The following is a 23,763-nucleotide window of genomic DNA, read 5'->3' on the forward strand; positions in this document are numbered from 1 at the left end:
TCCCCAATGCGGTCGCGGGGTCCACCCGGAGCGCTGCGCGAACCCCGAGGCCACTCGCGATCAGGCACACGACCACCACGACGAGGCCGAGCGCGAACATGTTGTCGGCTTCGAGGATCACGCGGCGCGGAAAATGGTCGCTGATGCCGACGATCAGCGTGGCACCAATGGAAAATCCGATGAGACCAAGCGCCAGCGCCTGCTGAACGATCATCCCGATGATAGTTCTGTCCGGGGCGCCGATCAGTTTCAGCGTGGCGATCTGCTTCGTCTTCTCCATGGTCATGGTGTAGATGATCAGGGCGATGATCACGGCGGATACGACGAGCAGGAGCGCGAGGTTCAGGCAGCTCAAGGCGCAGTCGGCGGGCTGACCCAAAGTACAATCGACGGAACGCCCGCACATTGTCAGCGTTCTGAGACCATGCACGGACTCACAGCGACCTCCGGGACGGAACTAGGCGAGAACGGCCGCCAACGCCTGAAGTCGAGGCTGCCGGAACACCGTCTTGCAATCGCGACCGCGACCGATGACGGCTTTCTGGAGCTCTGCGAGGCCTATGGACTGGCTTCCGCAGCCATCGCGCACTGGTCCCGCTCGACGCAGCCGGAACGAGACGAACGGCTTCGCGAGTACCATGAACTCGTCGCTTCGCTGGAGAAGGAAGCTGTCGAGCACCTCCGAGGGTATCGCGGCGGCTGATCAGGCTATCTCAGGCCCTGAACTTCTCGACCGCCCGCTGGGCAAGGTCTTCCTCATCCATTGCCAGTGGCGCGAGGCTGGCCACGATGACGGCCAGCCGATCGCGCTCGCGCTCGTCGATGATAGGCTTCCGGGTCTTAATATCAGTCCACGCTGCCTCAAGCGCCGCGTGGGCGCGCGCGAGGTCGACCGGGCCGGTCAGCGAGCTAAAAGGCATCTGGGCTTCCTGTAGGCATAGTCGGCGGCAGATGTAGCGCGGGCGGCCGCAAACGCAAGAAGGCCAAGTCCGTGTGAGCGAGAACGGCCGATGAAGGAGACGGGCTGGCAGGCGGCCAGACTGCTCTCTTAGCCTTTAGGCCTACCCCAAATGGGGGGTACAAATCTGCATTGAGCGGGTATGTTTTCGGGCGCGGCGCCAAAATGAGGGTGTGTCTTGGCTACCGAGCCCCTACCTCCAGTATTTGCCTGCGATCAGTGCGGCGCGGTCATCATCGAGATTCCGGAATGGACGGACGACCAGGCCGTCCTTAGCTGCCAAGACTGCGGAGAGCCGATCGGCAAGATCAGGCAGCTGCTCACGGTGCTTCGGGCCGCCTTGGTCGACAATGAAAACGAGCCGCCAGACGCCGAGGAGACCCCAGCGACCTCGGACGCGGGAGATCGACATCGGAATCGTCTGGGCCGACCTGGTCGACTGAAACGGAGAGGCACGCGGCGATAGACCTGGCATCAGCATCAGCGGATGCCGACGAGGACTTCCTTGCTGCCGTCGAACTTGTAGTAGTGGCTCTTACCATCGCTTACCTCGCAGCGCGCGGTGCCATTCTTTTGCTCGGCGGACGCGCTGAGAGCAGCGGGATTTCCAGAGGCAGAGGACTGGCTCACCTGCCAGACCCACCATTGACCGCGGGTCGGAGCGACCCACTGGCCGGCGCCGCCAGCAGCAACCTCGAGTTCGTCGTCGGTCAGGGCGATGTTGTTCAGGTCCTACTTGGTCACCGGCTTCTCCTCTCTCCATCCATCCGACCGTCGCGGCCGGCTCGTTCCGTGAGAGGACCTTATGCCGGCCCGCCTTACAGCAGCCTTACAGCCCGGCAGGCCCCAGCGGGGCGTTAATGGCGTGCGCGGGGAGCGTCGCGCGGGGAGCGTCGCGCTGGAAGCGCGGGATCTCGACCTCCATGAGAACGTCCTGCGCAAAAGGGTGTAGGAGTTTGCCGCCGATCCGGGGCAGGCCTTTCCTGGCCACAGCCAGATGAGGCCGGAGCAGCTTGAGATCGAGCGTTTGCGGCGTGAGGTCGCCAAGCTCTAGGCGGGGCGCAGCATTCTAAAACGTATGGCCGCCCCGTCGGCAAGGATGTCGCTGGACAACGTGATCCGCGGCGACGGTGTAGACGATCACATGGGCTTCATGCCTGTGAACCCGCACGGGCGGCGTGAACTCGGCGCGCTCCCGCGCCAATGTCGGCATGGTGGCGATCGTTTCGAACAGCTGGGCCAAGGCGTCGACATAGCGGTCGGCCTGCGCGGTCGACCAATTCTCCGCGGAGAAACGCCAGATTTCGTCGAGATCGTCCAGTGTCCGAGGCGTGAGCCTATAGCGGGCTCCGCTACCTAACGGCTTGACGCTCGCGCATACGCAATTTGAATGCGTCGACGTCGAGGGGCTGCGGCTCTCCGCTTTCGACCCCTTCGGTGATGGCGGCCTGCAGTGCCGCGATCGCTTCCGCCCGCTGCTGATCCTTGCGGATCAGATCCCGGACATAGTCGCTCGCGTTGCCGTTTCGGCCGCCTGTCGCCTAGCGTTCGACCCAGGCCTTCATCAGCTCAGGCAAGGACACATTCATCGTCGCCATCGGCTCCTCCATTCACTGTGGACGCTACCACAGATGACAATCTTTGCCAAAAGCGTATCGATGATTTGGGCATGTGAGGCTTTCGCGCAGGCTCCTTCCCACGAAGGAAGCGCGAGGGAATGCGCACCGGAGGCCCTGATTGCGACTTATCCCGTCCATGTTCGTGACCGCGGCGCCGTCTCGGCTTTCAAGACCATGATCATGAAAGCCGCGCCGGTGGCTCTGGCGATTCCCGCAGCTCCTCCGAGGCGACGAGTGCCCGAGAGGGTCGGCTTGTTCCCCGCGACGATGAGCGCGAGGAAAGGATGGAAGGGCCTTGCTACTCCGCCTCCATCACCTTCCCCTCGCGCCTACCTCACCAGGCAGGGGGTTTCTTCCGACCTTTGGCATGAAAGAGCGAGGGGAAAATGGGGAAACTCCTTCGCCAGCAGGTGACGCCGGTCCAGGGAGGCTCGACCTCTGCCCCCTGCGCGTGCACGGCGGTAGCCCAGTGTCAACCGCCCGCGTCCGCCTGCTGAAGGGGCAGAACGGCCTCCCAGGCAAACCGGAACAGAATTGGCAGCAGAGACTTCTCGTTCAGTCCTCACCCCTCCCTCGCGCCCCTCTTCTTCCGAAGCCACCACGGCAACCGCGCACGCAAACCGATGCTGCCGCTCGTCATCCGACCCACCACCACCCGCTCACCCCTGGACAGGGGGTGAGCGGGTGGTGGTGGGCTTGATGCAAGCGCGCCGGCAACCAAAGGAGGTTGGCTGCGGACAGCCGTCTCAGCGCCCAGACGCTCATCTCCACCACCACCTCCTCCCCTGGTAAGGGGAGGAGGTGGTGGTGGAGTCTTCGCCTGGACGCTAGAGCTTGTATCATGTCTACGGCTCGGGCAGCCGCCCGAGCCGTCCCAGAGAGACCCCGACAGAGGGGCGCGAGGGATGGGGGCGATCTGTTCGCGACGATGAGCGACCTCGCCCCTCCCACTCGACACGGCTTGATCTGTGCAACCGCGAGCTGGCCGGCCGCAGGGAGCTTGGATCACAGCGCCATTGTCGCGTGATCGCCCCTGGTGCTCATGCTTCCTCTACCGCCACCGGATCATCTTCACGATCTGACGTCGACAGCGCGTCCGCAGCGGCTTTACGCTTGCCAGCCGCGACGCGCCTGGAAGCTGGCGTCGCAGCGACTTCCTTTCGCATGGTGGCGTAAGGTCCCACGCCCCTGATGCACAACCGCTCCCGAGTATTCTTGCCCGGATCGTTATAGGTTTCGATGGCTGCGAGATTCAGCATGAAGTCGATGAGGCTCTCGATCTGCCTGCGGTTCGCCTTGCCGTCGATGCCGAGCTGATCGGCCACCGCGAAGCCGAACCATTTTTCAGAGCCGAAATTGTAAACATGTCTGGAATCACCCAGCGCATCCAGCGCCGCAGAGGCCCATTCGGTGAGATCGACCTCCACGACTTTTGGCTTGAACGGCTGAACGACGCCGACGATGTCGCCGGGTTTTCCGGAATCGGGGTCGTTCCCGATCGCGACCGCGCTGAGCCTGATCCAGCGGGTTCCGGCCACCGCGGTGTTGTTCTGCTTGGTCACGCGGATGGCGACGTGGCTCTGGCGCTCTTCTTCCCCGACACCAGAGGTTCTGGCCTCCGCCCCGCTCATCTGCGCAAGGTTGCGAACATACCGCGCCGCCGCGGCAAGCGAACTCGCGCCGCGACTGGCATCGGCACTATCGCTGCTGCCGCCCTTGGACGTGTGATGCACGAGATGGACGGCACACCCGCCCTCCTCCGCGATCCTCGCCCAGGCCTTCGCCATCATGTCGATGCCAGAATTGTCGTTCTCCGAGATCGAATGCGTCGAGATGAACGGATCGACGATGACGACATCGATCCGACCGCGGATGCTGTCGATCAGGCTCCTGACAAGTTCGTCGTTGACCTGCATCCCCTTGTTCTGCACCGACTTGGAAAGGTCGATGCGCTTGGCTCCCCGGCCCGAATTCACGAAGAGCGACTCGCGCAATTCGGCATGATCGAGCCCCTGGGCGATCGCCGCAGCCCTCACCCGTCGGTCGAGTTCATCAAGCGGCTCCTCGCCATTGTAGATCCAGACGCGTAATGGACGCGTCGGTGTTTCGAGGAAGTCGGTTCCGGATGCCATCGCGACGGCCTCGGCGATGCAGAGCGAGGTCTTCCCGGTACCACCACCGGCAATAGTCAGGGTGACCTGTTCCTTCTGGTACGCCGGCCCGAACAGAAACTCGCGCATGGGCAAACGCGCTCCTTCAAGAGCTCGGTAAGGTTCCGGGGCAGGAAAAATCGGCGCTGTGGAAGAAACAGGGTTAGTCATGATGCCAGTGAGCTTTCGGTCAGGTGCGGAGGCGCATTGCAAGTCGCACGTGCGAGCTGCCGCACAACACGGCCGCTGGTGCCCATCGAAACGAGAATGGATTGAGATATGACTGACGCTTAGCGTGCATGGGTGGTTAAGAATTTATCGCCAAAACCAGAGAAACTGAGGTTGGTGATGATCTGGTCATCGCCGACGGACGGGAGCATTACGATATTGACGACACAGCTGAGCTATCTCTTGTCGGGAATAGACTGGAGAAGCCCGCAAAAAACATGACGTCAGACGCGTATTGGATAGCATTATCTGATTAAGCATCTGTCCCAATCTGATTGAATGGCTTTGTGACTTCGAAGCCGAATGATCTCCCTCTGGACCTTGCCAGCGCCTACCAGGGGCTGTTGGCCGAGCGTGAAGCCCGGCTTCAGGTCGAGGCTGAACGGGACATCGCTGTCGCGGGTGCCGCCAACGCGCAGGCGCAGCTGTCCGACCGCGGCGCGCTGATCGCGCATCTCGAACTGCGCATCGAGAAGCTAAAGCGCGAGATCTATGGGCCGCGCCCGGAGCGCCCGGCGCGTCTGATCGACCAACCAATTGGAGCAGAAACTCGAGGAGTTCGTCTCCGTGGCGAGCAAGGACGGGCTTGCTGCGACCGCCGCGACGGCGAAGACCCAGACCGTCCGAGCCTTCACGCGCAAGCGGCCGGTGCGCAGGCTCTGGCCAGACGATATTGAGCGCGAGCGCGTCGTCATCGATCCGCCTGCGGCCTGCCGCTATATTCTGCCGGAGGTGGTCGAGCCCGTATCTTGCCACGCCATGCTGCACCTGCCGGGTATCGCGCTCGCGCTAGCAGCTCTCGGCTTCCTCGGGTTCGGCGCGCGCTCGTTAGCGGCCGAATGGAGCCTGATCCTGGCAGAGGACATCGTATTATCGAGCGCCCAGCTTAGGCCGTGCTCATCCCCGCGTCGGCGCTTGCGTTGCTCTCGGTGCTGGCGGTGTCGTTTTGCAGCCTATCTTGGAGCCGGCCGCAGCAGACGGCTGCACTCCAAGAGGCAAGGCATGAAGCGAAGATCAAGCTTCCGCAGGGTGGCGACACCATCGGGGGAGTGTGAAAACTCGCCGGCACGTAGAGTAGGCCTACGACCTGGATCTCGACGCCGGGGAAGACGGAAACCATGGATAGCCCGGCCGCCTTGCGGCGGCCAGACGAAATCAGGCTGCCTGCTTGGTAGCGGCTGCAACAGCAGCGGCAGCAACCGGAGCGGCCTTCGCGATGGCGCCCTTGAACGGCGTATAGGTGTTTTTGGCGAGAGCCACATAGAACTCGCCTATCTTGGTGAACTGGGCGACCGCGTCTTCGAACGAGCTCTTGACGTAGTCGGCCTGGATCTCAAGGACCTTGTCGAAGGACTTCACGCCAGCGAGCTTCTCGATGGCGGCGGTGCCGGCCTCGAAGGACTTCTTGGCATAGTCGGTGGTCTCGGCGGCGATGGTCTGCACACCCTTGGAGGTGGCGTCAAAAGCCTTGAGAGCTGCGTCGAGATTATCTTTGGAAGCCTTCTGAAAAGTCTCGAACTGCTGGATCATCATCTTCTCCTGCGCGCCTTGTGTGCGGCTTTTGGTGATCGGCCGAAACGGATCGACGTATCGCCTCGAGGTTGATAGAAAGAGATTATCGGCGAGCCTTGCAACCATATCGTGCGATGCAGAATGAATAGCAAGTATATGCTGCAATGCAAAATACGTAGACCGTTTTGAGCGTAACCGTTTAAGTGTTGATGATCGTGTCTCCGCCGCGATCTCGCCGTCGAGAAATTCGCGCTCGAGCTTGGCACCAGCCCCGCACCTCGGCCATCTCGGCAACGGCGCGCCCGAAAGCGCGAGGCATCCCTTCAGGTCGTCCGATGCCGCTGCCGTTGGACTTGCTGGCCGGCTTGGAACAGGAACGATCCAACCTGCGCCCCAGGCGAACTCGAAAGCAGACCGCTGGCCAGCAACCGGTCGAGCAGTGCTTCAGGACTTCGCGCTTCGCTTCCTCGGGCCCGTCGCCGGCAAACCCCGCGAAGACGCCGACCTCGCTCCAGTGCGCCTTGAGGGGCCTTCTGCCCGCTTGCCCGTCAACGCCCCTGCCTGAGTCAGGCTTTGACGCGAGACAGGTAGTCGGCGTTCGGGCAGAAGGGCGGCGCCTCGCTTCCTGCAGTGTGATCGAGCCAGTTGCGGCATTCGCCTGCATGCGGACAGGCCAAGCAGCGCCGCGCGGCCGCGGCAAAGGCTACTCCGCGTCCGTCTCTCGCGGCCGCTCCGGAGGCGGCCCCGGTATGCTCCATCATTTCTCCGAAGAGATGCGCCTGTCTCTGGACGCGCTCGAAGATCGGCCACCAGCGTGACTGGCCTTGTCCCAGGACTCTCATGAACATGAGCCTCCCCATACCGCGATGATCGGGGAGCGTAGCAGACCGGCCTCCGGGTTCATTGACCGGGAGCAAAGAAAGGCGATGGGCGGATGTGAGCCGAAAATCCCGAGATTGTCCGAGATCAACGAAATCGACAGCGCCGGTCGCTATATCTCAGCCTTTCCACCGCATCGCGATGATCCTGCGTGTCGTGAGCCAGCGCCTGCATGGGCGCTGCCATGTCCAGCACGGTATCGAGCCGCGCGGCGCAGGACGACCTGAGCAGGCGCTTGGTCATGCGCACGGCGTGGCGCGGATTTGTGGCGATGCGGCGGGCAAGTGCCTTGGCCGCCGGCAGGAGTTCCTCCGGCTCGGTGACGGCCGAGACCAGGCCGATGGCGAGCGCCTCGGCGGCCTCGACCGGGTCGCCGGTCAGGGCCATTTCGCAGGCCTTCGAGAAGCCGACGATGCGGGGCAGCAGCCAACTGCCGCCATCACCGGCGATCAGCCCGAGTTTGACGAAATTCTCGGCGAAGCGGGCATTGGTCGAGCCTATGCGCAGGTCGCACATCAAGGTCAGGTCGCAGCCGGCGCCCATGGCCGGCCCGTTCACCGCAGCGATCACCGGCACGTCCAGCGCCTCGAAAGCGAGCGGTAGCCTCTGGATGCCGTTTCGGTAATTGCGGCGGGTGTTCAGCGGGTCGGGATCGCGCAGGCCACTGCCGGAGCCCATCGCCCGCAGATTACCGCCGGAGGAGAAAGCGCTGCCCGCACCGGTGAGGATCGCGACGCGCACCGCGTCGTCGCGCTCGAGCCGCTGGAGCGCCGCCAGCAGCGCCTCAACGACATCCGCATCCGAGATCGCGTTACGCGTCTCCGGCCGGTTCAGCGTCAGCAGGCAGATGCCTTCGGGGTCGACGTCGTAGAGGACTGGTTCAGACATCGTAGGTTCCGGGTTCGTGGAGACGGAGGGGCGAGGGACAGGCTACCAGGCGAAGGAGGCGAACTCGGACATCGCTGCCCGTTCGGTCCTCGCCGCAATGCAGGGATGGCTGGCATCCCGATAGCCGAGCGACATGCCGCAGAAGAGCGTCCGCCCGTCCGGCACGCCGAGGAAATCCCTCAGCGTCGCGTTCCAGCTGCCCCAGACCTGCTGCGGGCAGGTGTCGAGCCCCTCCTCGACCGCCAGCAGCATGAGCGATTGCAGGAACATGCCGAGATCCGCCCATTGCGGCGGCCCGACCCGGGCGTCGAGATAGAAGAACAGCCCGACCGGCGCGCCAAAGAAGTCGAAATTCCGGCGCAGGAGTTCGGAGAGGCCGCTGCCGTCCTTGTCGGCGAAGCCGAAGGCCTCGTAACGCAGGCGCCCGGCTGCGGCGCGACGCGCCCGCAGCGGCTCCCAGAGCGGCGATGGGTAGGAGGCGAATTCGAGCGGCTCGCCCGCGGGGTCGCGCGCGAGCTTCTCGGCGATCAACCGCTTCAGCGCAACGAGGCGCTCGCCACCGACGGCATAGACGTGCCAGGGCTGGAGATTGCCGGTCGAGGGCGAACGGCGCGCACGATCGAGGATGTCTCGAACTTTGCCTTCGGCGACCGGCCGATCGCTGAAGGCCCGCACGGACATGCGGCGCTCGATCGCCTCCGACACCGTCACGGAGGTCGCCGGCTCAGCCATGGCCGGACTTCCCCGCATCGCCCCCGGCCGTCGCTTCCCTGTCGGCGACCAGCGTCCGCAGCTCGGTCTTGAGGATCTTGCCATAGGAGTTCTTTGGTAAGGCTTCGAAGAAGAGGTAGTGCTTCGGCCGCTTGAAGCGGGCGATGTGCTCATCGCAGAGCCGGTCGAGTTCGGTCCGATCGATCGTCGCGCGATTGCGCACGCTCACTGCGGCCACGACCTCCTCGCCCCAGTCGGCATGCCGGCGGCCGAGCACAGCGACCTCGGCGACATCCGGGTGGCGCAGCAGCACCTCCTCGACCTCGCGCGGGTAGATGTTGACGCCGCCGGAGATGATGACGTCCTTCGAGCGATCCTTGAGCGTCAGCAGGCCGCCCTCGTCGAGCGAGCCGAGATCGCCGGTATGAAGCCAGCCATCGCGCAGCGCCGCCCCCGTGGCCTGCGGATTGTTCCAGTAGCCGCTCATCACGCTGTCGCCACGCACCAGCACCTCGCCGACCGCGCCGGTGGGGAGCGACTGGCCGTCTTCGCCGGCTATGCGCAGTGACACGATCGCCTGCGCATAGCCGACCGAGCCGAGCCGGTGGTCGAGCTGCCCGTCGCCGGGGTCGGCGTGCAGGCTGCGTGGCAGGACGGTGATCGTCATCGGGCTCTCGCCCTGGCCGTAGATCTGGACGAGGCGCTGGCCGAAGACCTCCAGCGCCCGCCGGCTGTCCTCGACATACATCGGGCCGCCGCCATAGATGATCGTCTTCAGGCCGCGTCGTTCGGCATCGCCGATCACGCCGGCATTCATCAGCCGTGTCACGATGGTCGGCGCCGCGAAGAAGGCGCAGCCGCGATGGGCCCGCAGCAGCGCGGCGAGTTCCACCGGGTCGAAGCGCCCGCTTTCCGGCACGACCTGCGCCGCCATCGCCGCGACATGCGGAATGGCGTAGATGCCCGAGCCATGCGAGAGCGGCGCCGGATGCAGGATGCAGTCTCCCGGCGCGACATGATCGACTTCCGAAAGGTAGCCGCTGGTCATCGCCATCAGGTTGCGATGGGAGAGCACGGCTCCCTTCGAGCGCCCGGTCGTGCCGCTGGTATAGAATAGCCAGGCTGGGTCGCCGGCCTCGACCTCCCGCTGCGCCGCTTCGTCGAAGCCGGCGAGTTCGCTCGCCTCGATCTCGTCGGCCGGCAGCACCAGAGGCACCCGCTGCTGCATGAAGCCGAGCGCGTCCGCGACCGTCGCCGAAAGGTCGGCCGTGACGAAGACCAGGCTGGCGCCGGAATCGTCGAGGATATGGGCGATCTCGCGGGCATGCAGCTTGGCATTGACCGGTACGGTGACCAGCCCGGCGCGCCAGCAGGCGAACAGCAAGGCGAGATAGGCCGGGCAGTTGCGCATCACCAGCGCGACACGGTCGCCGGGCCCGAGGCCATGGCGCGCGACCAGGCCGGCGGCGATCCGCGCCGAGTGCGAGGCCAGCTCACGATAGCGCCAGACCGGCCGCTCGCCCTCGAAGACGGCGACCCGGTCGGGCCGGACCTTTGCGGCGCGGATGAGGAGCGAGGCGATGTTCATTGGCTATTGTCCGAGATAGGCGGCGCGGACCTGCGGATCGTCGAGAAGCGCTGCCGCCGGGCCGCGCAGGACGATCTCGCCCTGGCGCAGCACATAGGCTTCGTCGACCGAGCGCAGGCTGAGTTGTACGTTCTGCTCGACCAGAAGAAGGCTCAGTCCCTCCCGGGTCAGGGCGCTCAGCACCTCGAAGATTTCCGCGACGACCTTGGGCGCGAGGCCGATCGAGGGCTCGTCGAGGACGAGCAGGCGCGGGCGCGTCATCAGTGCCCGGCCGATCGCGACCATCTGCTGCTCGCCGCCCGAGAGCGTGCCGGCACGCTGGCCGGCGCGTTCGCGCAGTCGCGGGAACAGCTCGTAGACGCGCGCGAGTCCCTCCTCGCGATGCGCCCGTGCCGCACCGAAGGTGCTCGCCGCGACCAGGTTCTCGGTCACCGTGCATTCGGGGAACAGCATGCGCCCCTCCGGGACGGTGCCGATGCCGGCGCGCGTGCGGTCGGACGCCTTCATCGCCCCGAGCGTCGCTCCATCCCAGTCTACCGTGCCGGTCCGGGTCGGCAGCAGGCCGTTGATCGTCTTGACGATCGTGCTCTTGCCGGCACCGTTGGAGCCGACCAGGGCGACGCGCCGGCCGCGCTCGATGGTGAGATCGATGCCGCGGATGACGTTGGCCTTGCCGTAACCGGCGGCGACGCCTTGCAGGACGAGGCGGCTCACGACACGGCACTCCCGAGATAGGCTTCCTGCACCCGGGCATCGGCCAGCACCGCGCGGGTGGTGCCACTCGCCAGCATCTCGCCGAAATTGAGCACGATGGCGTTGCCGCAGAGCTGGCTGATGATCGGTACGGAATGCTCCACCATGAGGATGGTGACGCCCTCTGCATTGATGCGCCGGATCTGGTCGCACAGGGCGGCAGCTTCCGTCGCCGTGAGCCCGGCAAGCATCTCGTCGAGCAGCAGAAGCCGTGGCTCCGTGGCGATGGCGCGCGCGATCTCGAGGCGGCGCATCTCGGCGACGCTGAGCCGCTCGGCATCGAGATCGGCGAGGTGATCCATGCCGATCCGCCTCAACGCCAGATGCGCGTGATGCTCGGCGTCAGCGGAGGCCGGATGTCGGCCGAAGGCGGCGACCTTGACGTTCTCCAGAACGCTCATCCCCTGGAAGGGCCGCACGATCTGGAAGGTCCGGGCGAGGCCGAGCCGGCAAATATCATGCGGGCGCATGCCGTCGATCCGCCGGCCGTCGAGATGCACGGCGCCGGAGGAGAGCGGGAGCAGGCCGGACAGGCAGTTGAACAGCGTGGTCTTGCCCGCTCCGTTCGGCCCGATGATGCCGAAGATCTCGCCCGGCATCACCTCGAAGCTGACATCCGATACCGCCTTGAGGCCGCCGAACGACTTGCCGAGCCCGGTGACCGCGAGCAGAGGCTGCTGTGTGCTCACTGTGCAGCCTCCATGGCGAGAGCCTTGGCATCTGCGGCCGGCTTCTCCGGCGCCCGTCGCCGCAGGCGCGCCGCCAGCACACCGCCGAGGCCCTGCGGCAGCAGCAGCGCCAGCACGATCAGCAACAGCGCATAGGCGACGATGTTGACGCCGTGGAAACCGGAGCCGAGATAGTTCCGCAACAATTCGCCGGCCGGGATCAGCAAGGCGGCGCCGAGCAGCGGGCCCCAGAGCAGCCCGAGGCCGCCGATGATGCCGAAGACGAGGAGCTGGATCGAGAGTTCCACGCCCAGCGTCGAGCGCGGATCGACGAAGGCGAAGGTATTGGCGAAGATCGCACCACCGATCGCGGTCACGACGGCGCTGAGTGCGAAAACCAGCAGCTTGTAGCGCATGGCCGGCACGCCGAGAGCTTCCGCCGCGCCCTCATTGTCGCGCAGCGCACGCCAGTAATAGCCCGGCCGCGCCGTGAGCACGGCCTGCGAAATGAAGAGCGTCAGCGCCAGGAAGCCGACGATGATCAGGCCATAGGGCCATTTATGGTCGAACTGCAGATAACGCAGTGCGTCCGGGGACGAGGGCAGCATCATGCCGTCGGAGCGGCCGAGCCAGAGCGTCGCCGAGACGAGCAGGAAGGCGACCTCGCTGAAGGCGAGGGTCGCGATCGAGAAGAAATAGCCGCGCAGGCCATAGCGGAAGCAGAGCAGGCCGATGAAGAGCGCGCTCGCCAGCGCCAGCAGGGCGGCGATCGGCCAGGTCGCGAGCGGACCCAGCCCGAAGCCGACCTGTCCGTAGGCGACGGTGTAGGCGCCGATGCCGAAGAACAGCGAGTGGCCGAGCGAGACCAGGCCGGTAAAGCCCGCCATCAGGTTCCAGGCGACGGCAACGGTGCCGATCAGCCCAACCATGATGAAGATCTCCATGAAATACGGATCGCTGAGGCTGGCGCAGAACGCCGCGATGGCGAGCAGGGTCGGCACCAGAGCGGGAAGGAAGCGACGAAGCATCAGCGCGATCCTCCCGCGGGGACGAGACCTTCCGGCCGCAGCAGCATGACCAGGATCAACAGCGCGAACGGCACCGCGGCGGCAACCGAGGCGGTCAGCCAGGAGGCGGCGAGGCTTTCGGCGACGCCGACCAGCAGCGCGCCGATCAGCACGCCGCCGAAGGAGCCCATGCCGCCGACGATGACGATCACGAAGGCCTTCAGCGTGAAGAGCTGGCCGACATGCGGGTTGACATAGAGCGCCGAGACCATCAGCGGCCCAGCGATGCCGAGCGTGCCGAGCCCGATCGCCATCGCCCAGCGATAAGTGCCGCTGATGTCGATGCCGGACAGCGCCGCCCCGTCGCGCGACTGCGAGACGACGCGCATGATGAGGCCGAGATCGGTCTTGCGCAGGGTCAGGTAGAACAGGCCGAGCAGGATCACCGAGGCAAGCGCGGCGATCGCCTGCGGCATCTGGATCAGCACGGGGCCGAGCCAGATGCTGGCGGTGGAGCGCTCCTGCGTCACCAGCAGGTTATCGGCCTTGAAAACGACGAGCGCGAGATATTGCAACAGGAGCGACAGGCCGAGCGTCACCGCCATCTGGTTGATCTCCGGCACCTTGAGCGCCGGGCGGATCAAGCCGTCGAAGAGCAGATAGCCCATCAGCATAAGCACCGGAGCGACCAGGAAGACCGCGAGGATCGGGTCGACGCCGAGGAAGGTGAAGGCGAGATAGCCGCCATACATGGCGAGCATCAGGAATTCGCCATGGGCGAAGTTGACGATGCGCATGACGCCGAAGACCAGCGTCAGCCCCACGGCGACGAGCGCGTAGATCGCCCCGTTGGTCAGCCCGCTGAGCAGGGCCTGGAGGAAGATTGTGCTCGACATGCGACTCCTCGCGCGGCGCGCCTCCGCCATTGCCGGCGAAGGCGCGGCTGGGCGTAATGATCAGCCCTGGACGGGCGCCGGCGGACGAACGGCGACTGCCTCCGGCCAGACCGTGACGAACTTGCCGTCGATCGCCTGGACGATCACGCAGGTCGCGGGCGACTGGCCCTGCTCGTCGAAGGAGAGCACGGGGGCCGGCAACACCGCCGCTGGACCATCGGTGATCTTCAGCGAGGTCAGCGCCTCGCGGATCGCGTTGCGGTCGGTCGACTTGGCGGCGTCCGCCGCGAGCGCCAGCGCATAGGTCGCGACGAAGGCCTGGGCCTGGTTGCTGAGCGGCGTCTCGCCGGGATGCGCCTCGGCGAAGGCCTTCACGAAGGCCAGGCTGGCGGGCTTGTTGAGGTCCGGCGACCATTCGACGACGCCGAAGGTGCGGTCGCTCGGCTTGCCGGCGGCGAGCACCGTCTGGTTCACATGCGCGCCGCCAAAGCCGACATAGAGCGGCCGGAAGTTCTGCGCGGCGAGCGCGCGCAGCAGCACCGTCGAATCCTCGGCATAGGCGCAGGTCAGCAGCCCGTCGGCGCCGCTGGTGCGCAGCTTGGTCGCGATGGTGCTGAAGTCCGGCGTGCCGGTGCGGAAGGTCTCGTCCGCCACGATCGGATAGCCGCGCCCCGGCATGACGGAGGTGTAGTTGGTGCGCACTGCCTGGCCGGCCGGCCCGTCCTCGGTCGCGAGCGCGAGCTTGGCGACGGGAACGCCCTTCGACTTCTGATAGTCGAGGAAGTCGGCGATATAGCCACCGAACCACTTCGCCTTCACCGCCGTGCGGAAAACGTATTTCATGCCTTGCTCGGTCAGCGCGTCGTTGACGGCGCTGGTGATCATGAAGGGCGTGCGGTTGCGATCGGCGATCTGCGCCGCGGGGATCGTCGTCGCGGAGGCCCAGGCTCCGGTCAGGGCGCTCACCCGCTCGCGGCTGATCAGGCGTTCCGCCTCGGCGCGCGAAACCTCGGGCTTCGACTGGATATCGGTGACGATGAGCTCGAGCTTGGCGCCGCCGAGCGATTTGATGCCGCCCGACTCATTGATCATCTTGGCCGCGAGCTGATGCGCCTTGAGCATGCGGATACCGTCCGAGGCATGGACACCGGTCGTCGGCACGAGCACGCCGATCTTCAGCGCCTCCGTCGCGGCGCGCCCGCGCGAGGGGATGATGGCGGGCATCGCGATCGCAGCTCCCATCAGAAGGGTCTGCCGGCGATCGATCGTGAACTTCGTCATGATTGCGTTCCCTCTCTCGTGAATGCGGCGGCGGGTTCTGCTGCCCGCCGCTCGGTTCGGATCTTCAGCTCATGGACACAGCACGGCGCGACCGACGAAGCGGCCCTCGCGCAGTCCGAGCAGCGCGTCATTGGCGGCTTCGAGCGGCAGCCGGGTGACCGGGATCGGCGCGATCTTGCCCTCGCGTGCAAGCGCGACGAGCTCGCGCAGTTCGGCGAGGTTGCCGACCAGGCTGCCCTGGATACGGGCTGCCTTCATCGGGATCAGCGGCAGCGACCAGGGCGCGGTTCCGCCGAAGAGCCCGACGATGACGAGCGTGCCGCCCTTGGCCAGGGCATCGAAGCCGAGCGCGGCCGACTTCTCGTTGCCGACGAGGTCCACGGCCGATTGAGCGGGACCGCCGATCGCCGCTGCGATCTGCGCGAGCGCATCGGGAGCGGCGCCGTCGATCGCGGCGAGAGCCCCGGCCTCCAGGGCCGAGGCCCGCTTGGCCGGATCGAGATCGACGAGCACGGCGCCCACGCCGCCAAGCGCGCGCAGGATCTGGATGCACATCAGCCCCAGCCCGCCGGCGCCGATGACCAGGACCGGCTGGCGCGTGATCTGATCGCCGAGCTTCTTCAGGGCGCTATAGGTCGTCACGCCCGAGCAGGCGAGAGGGGCGACCTGTGCCGGATCGAGATCGCCGATCGGCAGGAGATAGCGCGCATCCGGCACGCGCAGATATTCGGCATAGCCGCCGTCGCGATGGACGCCGAGATAGCCCGCCTTGGCGCAATAGTTCTCGAACCCGTCCCGGCAGGTCTGGCATTGGCCGCAACCGATCCAGGGATAGGCGAGGCAGCGCTCGCCGATGCCGACCCCCTCGACCTCTGGCCCGAGCGCAACCACCTCGCCGACGGTCTCGTGCCCCATCGTGATCGGCAGGGCGACGCCGCGATCCTTGAGCGAAAGCTTGCGGCCGGCGCCGAGGTCGTAACCGCCTTCCCAGAGATGAATGTCGCTATGGCAGACGCCGGCCGCCTTGACCTTGATCACCACCTCGCGACCGACCGGGACCGGCTGCGGCTTCTCCGCCGCCGCCAGCGGCGCGCCGAATTCCTCGATGCAGAAAAAGCGCATGGCCGGCTCCGTTCCCTTCTTTCAGCGCGCCGTGAAGCCGCCATCGACCGGCAGAGCGACGCCGGTGACGAAGGAGGCATCGTCAGAGGCGAGCCAGAGCGCCGCATGGGCGATCTCTTCGGGACGACAGAGCCGTCCGAGCGGCACGGCTGCGAGCAGCTTCTTCTCGTTAGCTGCGGCTTCCGCGAGATCGCCGGAGCGGCTGGTGAAATTGGTCGCCATCGGCGTATCGGTCAGCCCGGGACAGATCACGTTCACGCGGACCTTGTCGGGCGCGAAGGTCTGGGCGAGCGATTTGGTCAGACCGACCACCGCGAATTTGCCGGCTGAATAAACCGGACTGAACATCGAGCCAACCAGCCCCGAGACCGAGGCTGTGAAGATCAGCGAGCCGCCGCCGCGCTTGCGCATATGCTTGATGACCTCGCCCGCGGCCAGGGCGGCCGAGTCGACATTCAGCGCCATTGCGCGGCCATAGGCGGCAAGGTCGAGATCCTCGATGCCGGCCGGCCCGGGAATGCCGGCATGGGCCCACATCACGTCGATGCCGCCCAGGCGCGCCGCCGCTTCGTGGACGGAACTGCGCATGACTTCCTGGCGCGAAAGATCGGCCTGCAGCGTCTCGACGCTCTGCCCTCGCCCCCTCGCCTCTTCGGCGAGCTTTGCCAAAGCCGCCGCGTTGACGTCGATGGCGAGCACCTTCGCGCCTTCGCGCAGGAAGAGCTCGACGCCCGCCTTCCCCATTCCCGACGCCGCCGCCGTGACGACGGCGAGCTTCCCAGCCAGACGCATGTTCGTTTCCTCCGCAGATCTTATTGAGCGTAGGCGTCGGGAAACTGCCCGGTTGTGCTGACGACGGTCGTCCGCGTTTCCAGGTAGTTGTCGAGCGCTTCGAGCCCGTTCTCGCGCCCCCAGCCGCTCGCCTTGAAGCCGCCATAGGGCGTCGACCAGCGGATATAGCGGTAGGTATTGACCCAGACGATGCCGGCCTGGATCCGGGCGGAGACGCGGTGGGCGCGGCCGATGTCGCGGGTCCAGAGGCCGGCCGTCAGGCCATAGGTCGTATCATTGGCGATCGCGATCGCCTCATCCTCGCCGGAGAAGGGGATCAGCGAGGCGACCGGCCCGAAGATCTCCTCGCGGGCGATCCGCATGTCGTTGGCGACATTGGCGAAGACGGTCGGTTCCACGTAGAAGCCCTCGGCCAGCGCGCCATCCTCCAGCCGGCGCCCGCCGGCGACCAGCGCGGCCCCTTCGGAGCGACCGATGTCGATATAGGACAGGGTCTTGGCGAGTTGCTCGGCATGGGCCTGCGGGCCCATATGCGTCGCCTCGTCGAGCGGGCGGCCGACACGAACCTTGCGCGCACGCTCCGAGAAGGCCTCGACGACGCGGTCGTAGATCGGCCGCTCGACCAGCACGCGTGAGCCGAGCGCGCAGCTCTGGCCGCAGACCGCCCAGGCCGAAGAGGTCGCGGCGTTGATCGCCTGGTCGATATCGGCGTCGGCGAAGATGATGTGCGGTGCCTTGCCGCCGAGCTCGAAGGAGAAGCGCTTCAGATTGTCGGCACCGGCGCGCAGGATCGCTTTGGCGGTGCGGCCCTCGCCGGTGAAGGCGATCTTGTCGACACCGGGATGGGCGACGAGATGGGCGCCGGTGTCATGGCCATAGCCGGGCACGACATTGAACACGCCTGGCGGAAAACCCGCCTTCTCGATCAGGCGGGCCAGCTCGAGCGCCGTCACCGGCGTCTGCTCGGCCGGCTTGAGCACGACAGTGCAGCCCGCGGCGAGTGCCGGAGCGACTTTCCAGACCGTCGTCAGCATCGGCGCGTTCCACGGCGTGATCGCACCGACGACACCGACCGGCAGGCGTGTCGTGAAGCAGTGGACGGAGTCGTCGATCGGGATCGTCCGCCCGGAGATCTTGTCGGCCAGCGACGCGAACCACTGGAACCAGTGATGATGCGCGCCGAGATCGTTGCGCGATTCACGAATCGCACGGCCGGAATCGCGCGTCTCGAGGATCGCCATCTCGGGCGCCGCCTCGCGATAGAGATCCGCCAGGCGTCGCAGCAGGGCGGCGCGCTCCCAGCCCGGCATCCGCCGCCACGGCCCTTCGAATGCGGCGCGCGCTGCGACGACCGCCCGGTCGATGTCACGCGGCCCACCGAAGGCGACGCGCGCCCAGGGCTTTCCGTTGGACGGGTCAATGCTGTCGACGATGCCGCCATCGAGGGGAGCGACCCATTCGCCGCCGATGAAGAGACGCTCGTATCGGCGCAGCTCCGACCCGGATTCCGGGGTGGGCTGCCTGAACGCTGTCGCCATCATCCGCTCCAACCTGCTTCTTGGATGGACAACTTGTACACGCACATGAATTTTTTCGTCAAGCCCGAAACCAACCAGCGGTGCAGAAATCGAAAATCGACAAGCCTATGTAATATCAGCACTTATTATCAAATCACGGCTAGTCAAACTCTGTCGCATCGCACAAAATTCTTGCTGCACTGCCGCGCATAATTGTCTCGCTCTGGCCAAGATTGGCTATTTCCGAGACAAATAATTCCTGTATATGAACATTCAACGCGCCACATGAACCCGGCGCGCGAAATGGGACGGGAGCCGAGATGGGGCCGCTTGCAGGCATCAAGATCATCGACATGACCTCCGTGCTCATGGGACCCTCAGCAACACAGATGCTGGGCGACATGGGCGCCGACGTGATCAAGGTCGAGGCGCCCGATGGCGATGTCACGCGCCAGATCCCGCCCTATCGCCATGCCGGAATGGGCGCGATCTACCTCAACGCCAACCGCAACAAGCGCAGCATCTGCCTCGACCTGAAACAGCCCGACGGACATGCGGCGCTGCTCCGCCTCGCCTCGGATGCGGACGTGCTGGTCTACAATATACGTCCGCAGGCGATGCGCCGGCTCGGGCTCGGCTATGAGACGCTGGCCGAGCTCAATCCGCGTCTGGTCTATGCCGGCATGTTCGGCTTCGGCCAAACCGGCCCCTATGCCGCCAAGCCCGCCTATGACGACCTCATTCAGGGCGGCTCGGTGATGTCGCATCTGATCGCGAAGGCCGGCGACGGCACGCCGCGCTATGTTCCTTCCGCCATCGCCGATCGCGTCGTCGGGCTCGCGGCTGTCGGCGCCATTTGCGCGACCCTGGTCAATCGCGACCGCACGGGCCTCGGGCAGCAGGTCGACATCCCGATGTTCGAGACGATGGTCGGCTTCGTGCTCGGCGATCATCTCGCCGGGCTGAGCTTCGAACCTGCCCTCGACCGTGGCGGCTATCCGCGCCAGCTCTCACCGCAGCGGCGTCCCTACCAGACCAAGAACGGCCATGTCTGCGCGCTGGTCTATACCGACAAGCAGTGGACCAGCTTTCTGGGCGCGATCGGCCAGGCGGACCTGCCACAGCGCGACCCGCGCTTCGCGACCTTCACCGAGCGCAGCCGCAATATCGACCATGTCTATGGCGAGCTCGCGCGCATCTTCCTGGAGCGCACGACCGAGGAGTGGCTCGCCCTGCTCGAGCGCGCCGACATCCCCTCGATGCCGATGCACGACTTCGAAAGCGTGCTGAACGACCCGCATCTGACCCAGACCGGTTTCTTCCGGACGGTCGAGCACCCGACCGAGGGGACGCTGCGCCTTTTGCCGCTGGCCGTCTCCTGGTCGCGGACGCCGGCCGAGATTCAGCGGCTGCCGCCGCGCCAGGGCGAGGACGGGGTCGAAATCCTTCGGGAGGCCGGTTTCAGCGAAGAAGCGGTCGCCGACCTCCGGGTGCGCGGCATCATGCTGGTGCCGGAGCCGCCTGCCACCTCATCCGCAGACAAGCGACGGAGCGCCTAGATGGACTTCAGACTGACCGACGAGCAGGAGGCGATCCGCGATGCGATCTCCGGCATCTGCAAGCGCTTCGGGGATGACTACTGGCTGAAGCGCGATCGCGAGGGCGGTTTCCCGAACGATTTCTACGCCGCCTTCGCCGATGCCGGCTGGCTCGGCATCTGCATCCCCGAAGCCTATGGCGGCTCGGGGCTTGGGATCACCGAGGCGGCGATCATGATGCGCACCATCGCCGAATCCGGGGCCGGAATGTCCGGCGCCTCGTGCCTGCACATCAATATCTTCGGCCTCAATCCCGTTCTGGTCCACGGCACCGAGGAGCAGAAGCAGCGGATGCTGCCGCCGATGGTTCAGGGGCGCGAAAAGGCCTGCTTCGCCGTCACGGAGCCGAACACCGGGCTCAACACGACGCAGCTCAAGACGCGCGCTGTCAGGAAGGGCGACGGCTATGTCGTCGACGGCCAGAAGGTCTGGATCTCGACGGCCCAGGTCGCCGACAAGATCCTGCTCTTGGCACGCACGACGCCGCTGGAGGAGGTGACCAAGCCGACCCATGGGCTCAGCCTGTTCTACACCGATTTCGATCGCTCGCGGATCAAGGTCCACGAGATCGAGAAGATGGGGCGCAAGATCGTCGACTCGAACGAGCTCTTCATCGAAGGGCTGGAAATCCCGGTCGAGGACCGGATCGGCGAGGAAGGCCGCGGCTTCGAGTACATCCTGCATGGCATGAACCCGGAGCGTGTGCTGATCGCGGCCGAAGCCGTCGGGCTCGGCCGGCTCGCGCTCGCCCGCGCCACCGCCTATGCCAAGGAGCGCATCGTCTTCAACCGGCCGATCGGGCAGAACCAGGCGATCCAGCATCCGCTAGCGCAGAATTGGATGGAGCTTGAGGCGGCCTGGCTGATGATCATGCGCGCCGCCTGGGAATATGACAGCGGCCTGCCCTGCGGCGCCAGCGCCAATGCCGCGAAGTACCTTGCGGGCGAAGCCGGCTTCAATGCCTGCCAGCAGGCGGTCATGACCCATGGCGGCTATGGCTATGCCAAGGAATTCCATGTCGAGCGCTATCTGCGCGAGGTGATGATTCCGCGGATCGCCCCGATCAGCCCGCAGCTCGTGCTCTGCTTCATCGCGGAGAAGGTGCTCGGCCTGCCCAAATCCTACTGAGTGATCATGCGGACTCTCGATCCAGCGGCACCCGACCTTTCGGCCTTCATCCGGCCGGGAGATCGGGTGCTGTGCGCGCAGACCTGCGCCGAACCGTCCTTGCTGGCAGCGGCGCTGCCGGCTGCCCATGCCGCTGTCGGACCGTTCGAAACCTTCGTCGGCACGGTCGTCTCGACCAGCTTCGACCATGCGCCGGAGACGATGGCGTTCGCCGGCTATGGCGCCATGGGGCGCGCGGCCCGCCTGGCGCGCCGGGGCCAACTCGATGTCTGGCCGCTGCATTACAGCGCGCTCGAGGCGGGCTTCGCCTCCGGTGCGATCCGCGCCGACGTCGTGCTGCTCCAACTGGCCCAGGGACCGGGTGGCTACTGCGCGACGCTCGCCAATGATTACGTGCTGGCGGCGGCGCGCCATGCCCGCTGCGTGATCGCGCAGGTCAATGCGCGCGCGCCCTGGTGTGTAGGCGCCGAGCTGGATCCGGAGCTGCGCATCGATGCCGCAGTGGAAACGGAAACCGACCTAGTAGAGGCTGCCTCGGCGCCCTCGGGCGAAACCGAGGCGGCGATCGCCCGCTATGTCGCCGGGCTCGTCCCGGACGGCGCCACGATCCAGATCGGTGTCGGCGCGCTGCCCGACGCGGTGCTCGACGCGCTCGAAGGCCATCGCGATCTCGGTATCCATTCCGGCGTTCTCGCCGACCGGATGGCCGGGCTGATCGCGCGCGGCGTCGTCACCAACGCCCGCAAGACGCTGGAGCCGGGCATCAGCGTCGGCAATCTCGTCATCGCCACGCAGCGGCTCTTCAACATGATCGACGGCAATCCGGCCTTCGCGCTCCGGCCGGCCGCGCATACCCACGCCATCGGCACGCTCGCCCGTCAGGAGCGCCTCGTCACGATCAATTCGGGGATCGAGGTCGACCTGCTCGGGCAGGTCAATGCCGAGCGCGCCGACGGCCAGCCCGTCGGCGGCACCGGCGGCCTCGTCGATTTCACCCGCGGTGCGCAGCTTGCGCCGAACGGGCGCGCCATTCTCGTCCTTCGCGCCACCGATCGCAGCGGCGAACGCTCGCGGATCGTGCCGCGGGTCCAGGCGGTGACGATCGGCCGGGCCGATGTCGATACGGTCGTGACCGAATACGGCGTCGCCGAACTCGCGCATCTGGGCGCAGCGGAGCGCGTGCGGGCGCTGATCGCGATCGCCGCGCCGCAGCACCGCGAAATGCTCGAGCGCGCCCTGCGCGAGGGAGGGGCGTCGTGACGCCAGTTGCTAGTCCTCGCGGGCCGCTCGCCGGCATCAGGATCGTCGAATTCGCCGGCATCGGCCCGACACCGATGGCGGGCATGCTGCTCGCCGATCTCGGCGCCGAGATCGTGATCATCGACCGGTTGGAACCGAGTGGCCTCGGCATCGCCCGCGCGCCGCGCTTCGACGTCACGCGTCGCGGCCGGCGCTCGCTCGCGCTCGACCTCAAGCGTCCCGATGGCGTGGCACTGGCGCTCGACCTTGTCACGCGAGCCGATGCCCTGATCGAGGGTTTTCGCCCGGGCACGATGGAACGGCTCGGCCTCGGCCCGGAGACCTGCCTCGCCGGCAATCCGAAGCTCGTCTATGGCCGCGTCACCGGCTGGGGGCAGGACGGCCCGCTGGCGAAGGCGGCCGGGCACGATCTCAACTATATCGCGCTCGCCGGCGCCCTTTCGGCGATCGGCCGCCAAGGCGAAGCGCCGACGATCCCGCTTAACCTGATCGGCGATTATGGAGGCGGGGCGATGCTGCTCGCCTTCGGCCTGGTCTGCGCGCTGCTCGAGGCGCGCGGCTCGGGCCGCGGCCAGATTGTCGACGCTGCCATGGTCGAGGGCACGGCGACGCTGATGGCGAGCCTTTACGGGCTTGCAGCGGCCGGGCTGCACCAGCCCGAGCGCGGCACCAACCTACTCGATTCCGGTGCCCCGCATTACGAGACCTATCGCTGTGCCGATGGCGAATGGATCACCATCGCCCCGATCGAGCCGAAATTCCGCCAGGTGCTTCTCCAGCGGATCGGCTTCGCGCCGGAGGACTTCCCTGACATGGCGGACACTGCCGCCTGGCCGGCGGCCCGAAAACTGCTCGCCGAACGTTTCGCCGAACGCAGCCGGGAGGAATGGCGAGCCCGGCTGGAAGGGAGCGACGCGTGTTTCGCGCCTGTGCTGTCATTGGCCGAGGCGCCGCTTCATCCGCATGCGCAGGCGCGCGGCATGTTCGTCACGCTCGCGGGCGTAGTACAGCCGGCGCCCGCACCGCGCTTCAGCCGCACGCCAGCGGCGATTCCCACTCCGGCGGAGGAACCCGGCGCGAGCGGCCGCGCCGCGCTCGCCGATTGGGGCGTCAGCCCCGACGAGATCAGCCAGCTGGAAGGCGCGGGCGTGATCCGCGCCGCCGCAAATATCCCGACACCCGTTCCCTGAATCCAAAGGAAAAACGCC

Annotated in this window: 21 protein-coding genes and 4 pseudogenes; 7 read left to right on the forward strand and 18 right to left on the reverse strand. The window is 66.2% G+C overall.

Annotated features, from left to right (window positions below; translation table 11 throughout):
• Positions 1 to 379 (reverse strand): FtsX-like permease family protein (locus tag J0J10_RS24620; RefSeq protein ID WP_291649999.1); only part of this gene is annotated, 379 nt, incomplete at its 3' end.
• Positions 380 to 424: 45 nt separating this feature from the next.
• Here J0J10_RS24620 and J0J10_RS24625 point away from each other — a divergent pair.
• Positions 425 to 703, forward strand: coding sequence for a hypothetical protein (locus J0J10_RS24625; RefSeq protein ID WP_291650001.1), 279 nt, complete (start codon positions 425 to 427; stop codon positions 701 to 703).
• Between the two features lie 10 nt (positions 704 to 713).
• Here J0J10_RS24625 and J0J10_RS24630 read toward each other — a convergent pair whose 3' ends face one another.
• Positions 714 to 920, reverse strand: a complete 207-nt coding sequence (locus tag J0J10_RS24630; RefSeq protein WP_291650003.1) for a hypothetical protein — start codon at positions 918 to 920, stop codon at positions 714 to 716.
• Between the two features lie 903 nt (positions 921 to 1,823).
• Between J0J10_RS24630 and J0J10_RS24635 the strand changes: the two are divergent.
• A pseudogene (locus J0J10_RS24635) lies at positions 1,824 to 2,009 on the forward strand (transposase); the annotation flags it as partial.
• Positions 2,010 to 2,027: 18 nt separating this feature from the next.
• On the opposite strand, the pseudogene J0J10_RS27060 reads toward J0J10_RS24635, so the two are convergent.
• The 3 genes and pseudogenes from J0J10_RS27060 to J0J10_RS24645 all read right to left on the reverse strand — a co-directional run.
• A pseudogene (locus J0J10_RS27060) lies at positions 2,028 to 2,288 on the reverse strand (type II toxin-antitoxin system RelE/ParE family toxin); the annotation flags it as partial.
• A 22-nt stretch (positions 2,289 to 2,310) separates the two neighbouring features.
• Positions 2,311 to 2,481, reverse strand: a pseudogene (locus J0J10_RS24640) (ribbon-helix-helix domain-containing protein); the annotation flags it as partial.
• A 1,136-nt stretch (positions 2,482 to 3,617) separates the two neighbouring features.
• The gene (locus tag J0J10_RS24645) at positions 3,618 to 4,817 is read right to left on the reverse strand and encodes an AAA family ATPase (RefSeq protein ID WP_291650004.1); all 1,200 of its coding nucleotides are present in this window, start codon (positions 4,815 to 4,817) and stop codon (positions 3,618 to 3,620) included.
• A 425-nt stretch (positions 4,818 to 5,242) separates the two neighbouring features.
• Between J0J10_RS24645 and J0J10_RS24650 the strand changes: the two are divergent.
• Positions 5,243 to 5,669: pseudogene (locus J0J10_RS24650) on the forward strand (transposase domain-containing protein); the annotation flags it as partial.
• 441 nt (positions 5,670 to 6,110) lie between these two features.
• Here J0J10_RS24650 and J0J10_RS24655 read toward each other — a convergent pair.
• The 13 genes from J0J10_RS24655 to J0J10_RS24710 all read right to left on the reverse strand — a co-directional run bounded on the left by J0J10_RS24655 (position 6,111) and on the right by J0J10_RS24710 (position 18,590).
• Positions 6,111 to 6,485 (reverse strand): phasin family protein, encoded by a 375-nt coding sequence (locus J0J10_RS24655; RefSeq protein ID WP_291650005.1) that lies wholly within the window; start codon positions 6,483 to 6,485, stop codon positions 6,111 to 6,113.
• Between the two features lie 548 nt (positions 6,486 to 7,033).
• Positions 7,034 to 7,327: a DUF6455 family protein gene (locus J0J10_RS27065; protein ID WP_366826174.1), complete on the reverse strand. Its 294-nt coding sequence runs from the start codon at positions 7,325 to 7,327 to the stop codon at positions 7,034 to 7,036.
• A gap of 106 nt (positions 7,328 to 7,433) precedes the next feature.
• Positions 7,434 to 8,234, reverse strand: coding sequence for a crotonase/enoyl-CoA hydratase family protein (locus J0J10_RS24660; protein WP_291650006.1), 801 nt, complete (start codon positions 8,232 to 8,234; stop codon positions 7,434 to 7,436).
• A 42-nt stretch (positions 8,235 to 8,276) separates the two neighbouring features.
• The gene (locus J0J10_RS24665; RefSeq protein WP_291650007.1) at positions 8,277 to 8,966 is read right to left on the reverse strand and encodes a nitroreductase; all 690 of its coding nucleotides are present in this window, start codon (positions 8,964 to 8,966) and stop codon (positions 8,277 to 8,279) included.
• Positions 8,959 to 10,533: an AMP-binding protein gene (locus tag J0J10_RS24670; RefSeq protein WP_291650008.1), complete on the reverse strand. Its 1,575-nt coding sequence runs from the start codon at positions 10,531 to 10,533 to the stop codon at positions 8,959 to 8,961. The genes J0J10_RS24665 and J0J10_RS24670 overlap by 8 nt, the downstream gene beginning before the upstream one ends.
• A 3-nt stretch (positions 10,534 to 10,536) precedes the next feature.
• Positions 10,537 to 11,247, reverse strand: coding sequence for an ABC transporter ATP-binding protein (locus J0J10_RS24675; protein ID WP_291650009.1), 711 nt, complete (start codon positions 11,245 to 11,247; stop codon positions 10,537 to 10,539).
• Positions 11,244 to 11,975, reverse strand: coding sequence for an ABC transporter ATP-binding protein (locus J0J10_RS24680; protein WP_291650010.1), 732 nt, complete (start codon positions 11,973 to 11,975; stop codon positions 11,244 to 11,246). Before J0J10_RS24680 ends, J0J10_RS24675 begins: the two co-directional genes overlap by 4 nt.
• Positions 11,972 to 12,982: a branched-chain amino acid ABC transporter permease gene (locus J0J10_RS24685; RefSeq protein ID WP_291650011.1), complete on the reverse strand. Its 1,011-nt coding sequence runs from the start codon at positions 12,980 to 12,982 to the stop codon at positions 11,972 to 11,974. Before J0J10_RS24685 ends, J0J10_RS24680 begins: the two co-directional genes overlap by 4 nt.
• A complete protein-coding gene (locus J0J10_RS24690; protein ID WP_291650012.1) occupies positions 12,982 to 13,857 on the reverse strand; it encodes a branched-chain amino acid ABC transporter permease in 876 nt (291 codons plus the stop codon). Before J0J10_RS24690 ends, J0J10_RS24685 begins: the two co-directional genes overlap by 1 nt.
• A 60-nt stretch (positions 13,858 to 13,917) precedes the next feature.
• Positions 13,918 to 15,138 (reverse strand): ABC transporter substrate-binding protein, encoded by a 1,221-nt coding sequence (locus tag J0J10_RS24695; RefSeq protein ID WP_291650014.1) that lies wholly within the window; start codon positions 15,136 to 15,138, stop codon positions 13,918 to 13,920.
• Between the two features lie 69 nt (positions 15,139 to 15,207).
• Positions 15,208 to 16,260 carry an alcohol dehydrogenase gene (locus tag J0J10_RS24700; protein WP_291650015.1) on the reverse strand — a complete coding sequence of 351 codons (1,053 nt, stop codon included), beginning with the start codon at positions 16,258 to 16,260 and terminating at the stop codon, positions 15,208 to 15,210.
• Between the two features lie 21 nt (positions 16,261 to 16,281).
• Positions 16,282 to 17,052, reverse strand: a complete 771-nt coding sequence (locus J0J10_RS24705) for an SDR family NAD(P)-dependent oxidoreductase (RefSeq protein ID WP_291650016.1) — start codon at positions 17,050 to 17,052, stop codon at positions 16,282 to 16,284.
• 20 nt (positions 17,053 to 17,072) lie between these two features.
• Positions 17,073 to 18,590: an aldehyde dehydrogenase gene (locus J0J10_RS24710; protein WP_291650018.1), complete on the reverse strand. Its 1,518-nt coding sequence runs from the start codon at positions 18,588 to 18,590 to the stop codon at positions 17,073 to 17,075.
• A 299-nt stretch (positions 18,591 to 18,889) separates the two neighbouring features.
• Here J0J10_RS24710 and J0J10_RS24715 point away from each other — a divergent pair, with 299 nt between their 5' ends.
• Genes J0J10_RS24715 through J0J10_RS24730 form a run of 4 tightly spaced genes read left to right on the forward strand, consistent with a single transcriptional unit; the run spans position 18,890 to position 23,745 of the window.
• Positions 18,890 to 20,128, forward strand: a complete 1,239-nt coding sequence (locus J0J10_RS24715; RefSeq protein ID WP_291650020.1) for a CaiB/BaiF CoA transferase family protein — start codon at positions 18,890 to 18,892, stop codon at positions 20,126 to 20,128.
• Positions 20,129 to 21,295, forward strand: coding sequence for an acyl-CoA dehydrogenase family protein (locus J0J10_RS24720; RefSeq protein WP_291650021.1), 1,167 nt, complete (start codon positions 20,129 to 20,131; stop codon positions 21,293 to 21,295). It abuts the gene before it with no gap.
• Positions 21,296 to 21,301: 6 nt separating this feature from the next.
• Positions 21,302 to 22,555 (forward strand): acetyl-CoA hydrolase/transferase family protein, encoded by a 1,254-nt coding sequence (locus J0J10_RS24725; protein ID WP_291650023.1) that lies wholly within the window; start codon positions 21,302 to 21,304, stop codon positions 22,553 to 22,555.
• Positions 22,552 to 23,745 carry a CaiB/BaiF CoA transferase family protein gene (locus J0J10_RS24730; RefSeq protein ID WP_291650025.1) on the forward strand — a complete coding sequence of 398 codons (1,194 nt, stop codon included), beginning with the start codon at positions 22,552 to 22,554 and terminating at the stop codon, positions 23,743 to 23,745. Before J0J10_RS24725 ends, J0J10_RS24730 begins: the two co-directional genes overlap by 4 nt.
• Positions 23,746 to 23,763 lie beyond the last annotated feature (18 nt).

This window comes from Allobosea sp. (genome assembly GCF_017308075.1).
Taxonomy (GTDB): domain Bacteria; phylum Pseudomonadota; class Alphaproteobacteria; order Rhizobiales; family Beijerinckiaceae; genus Allobosea.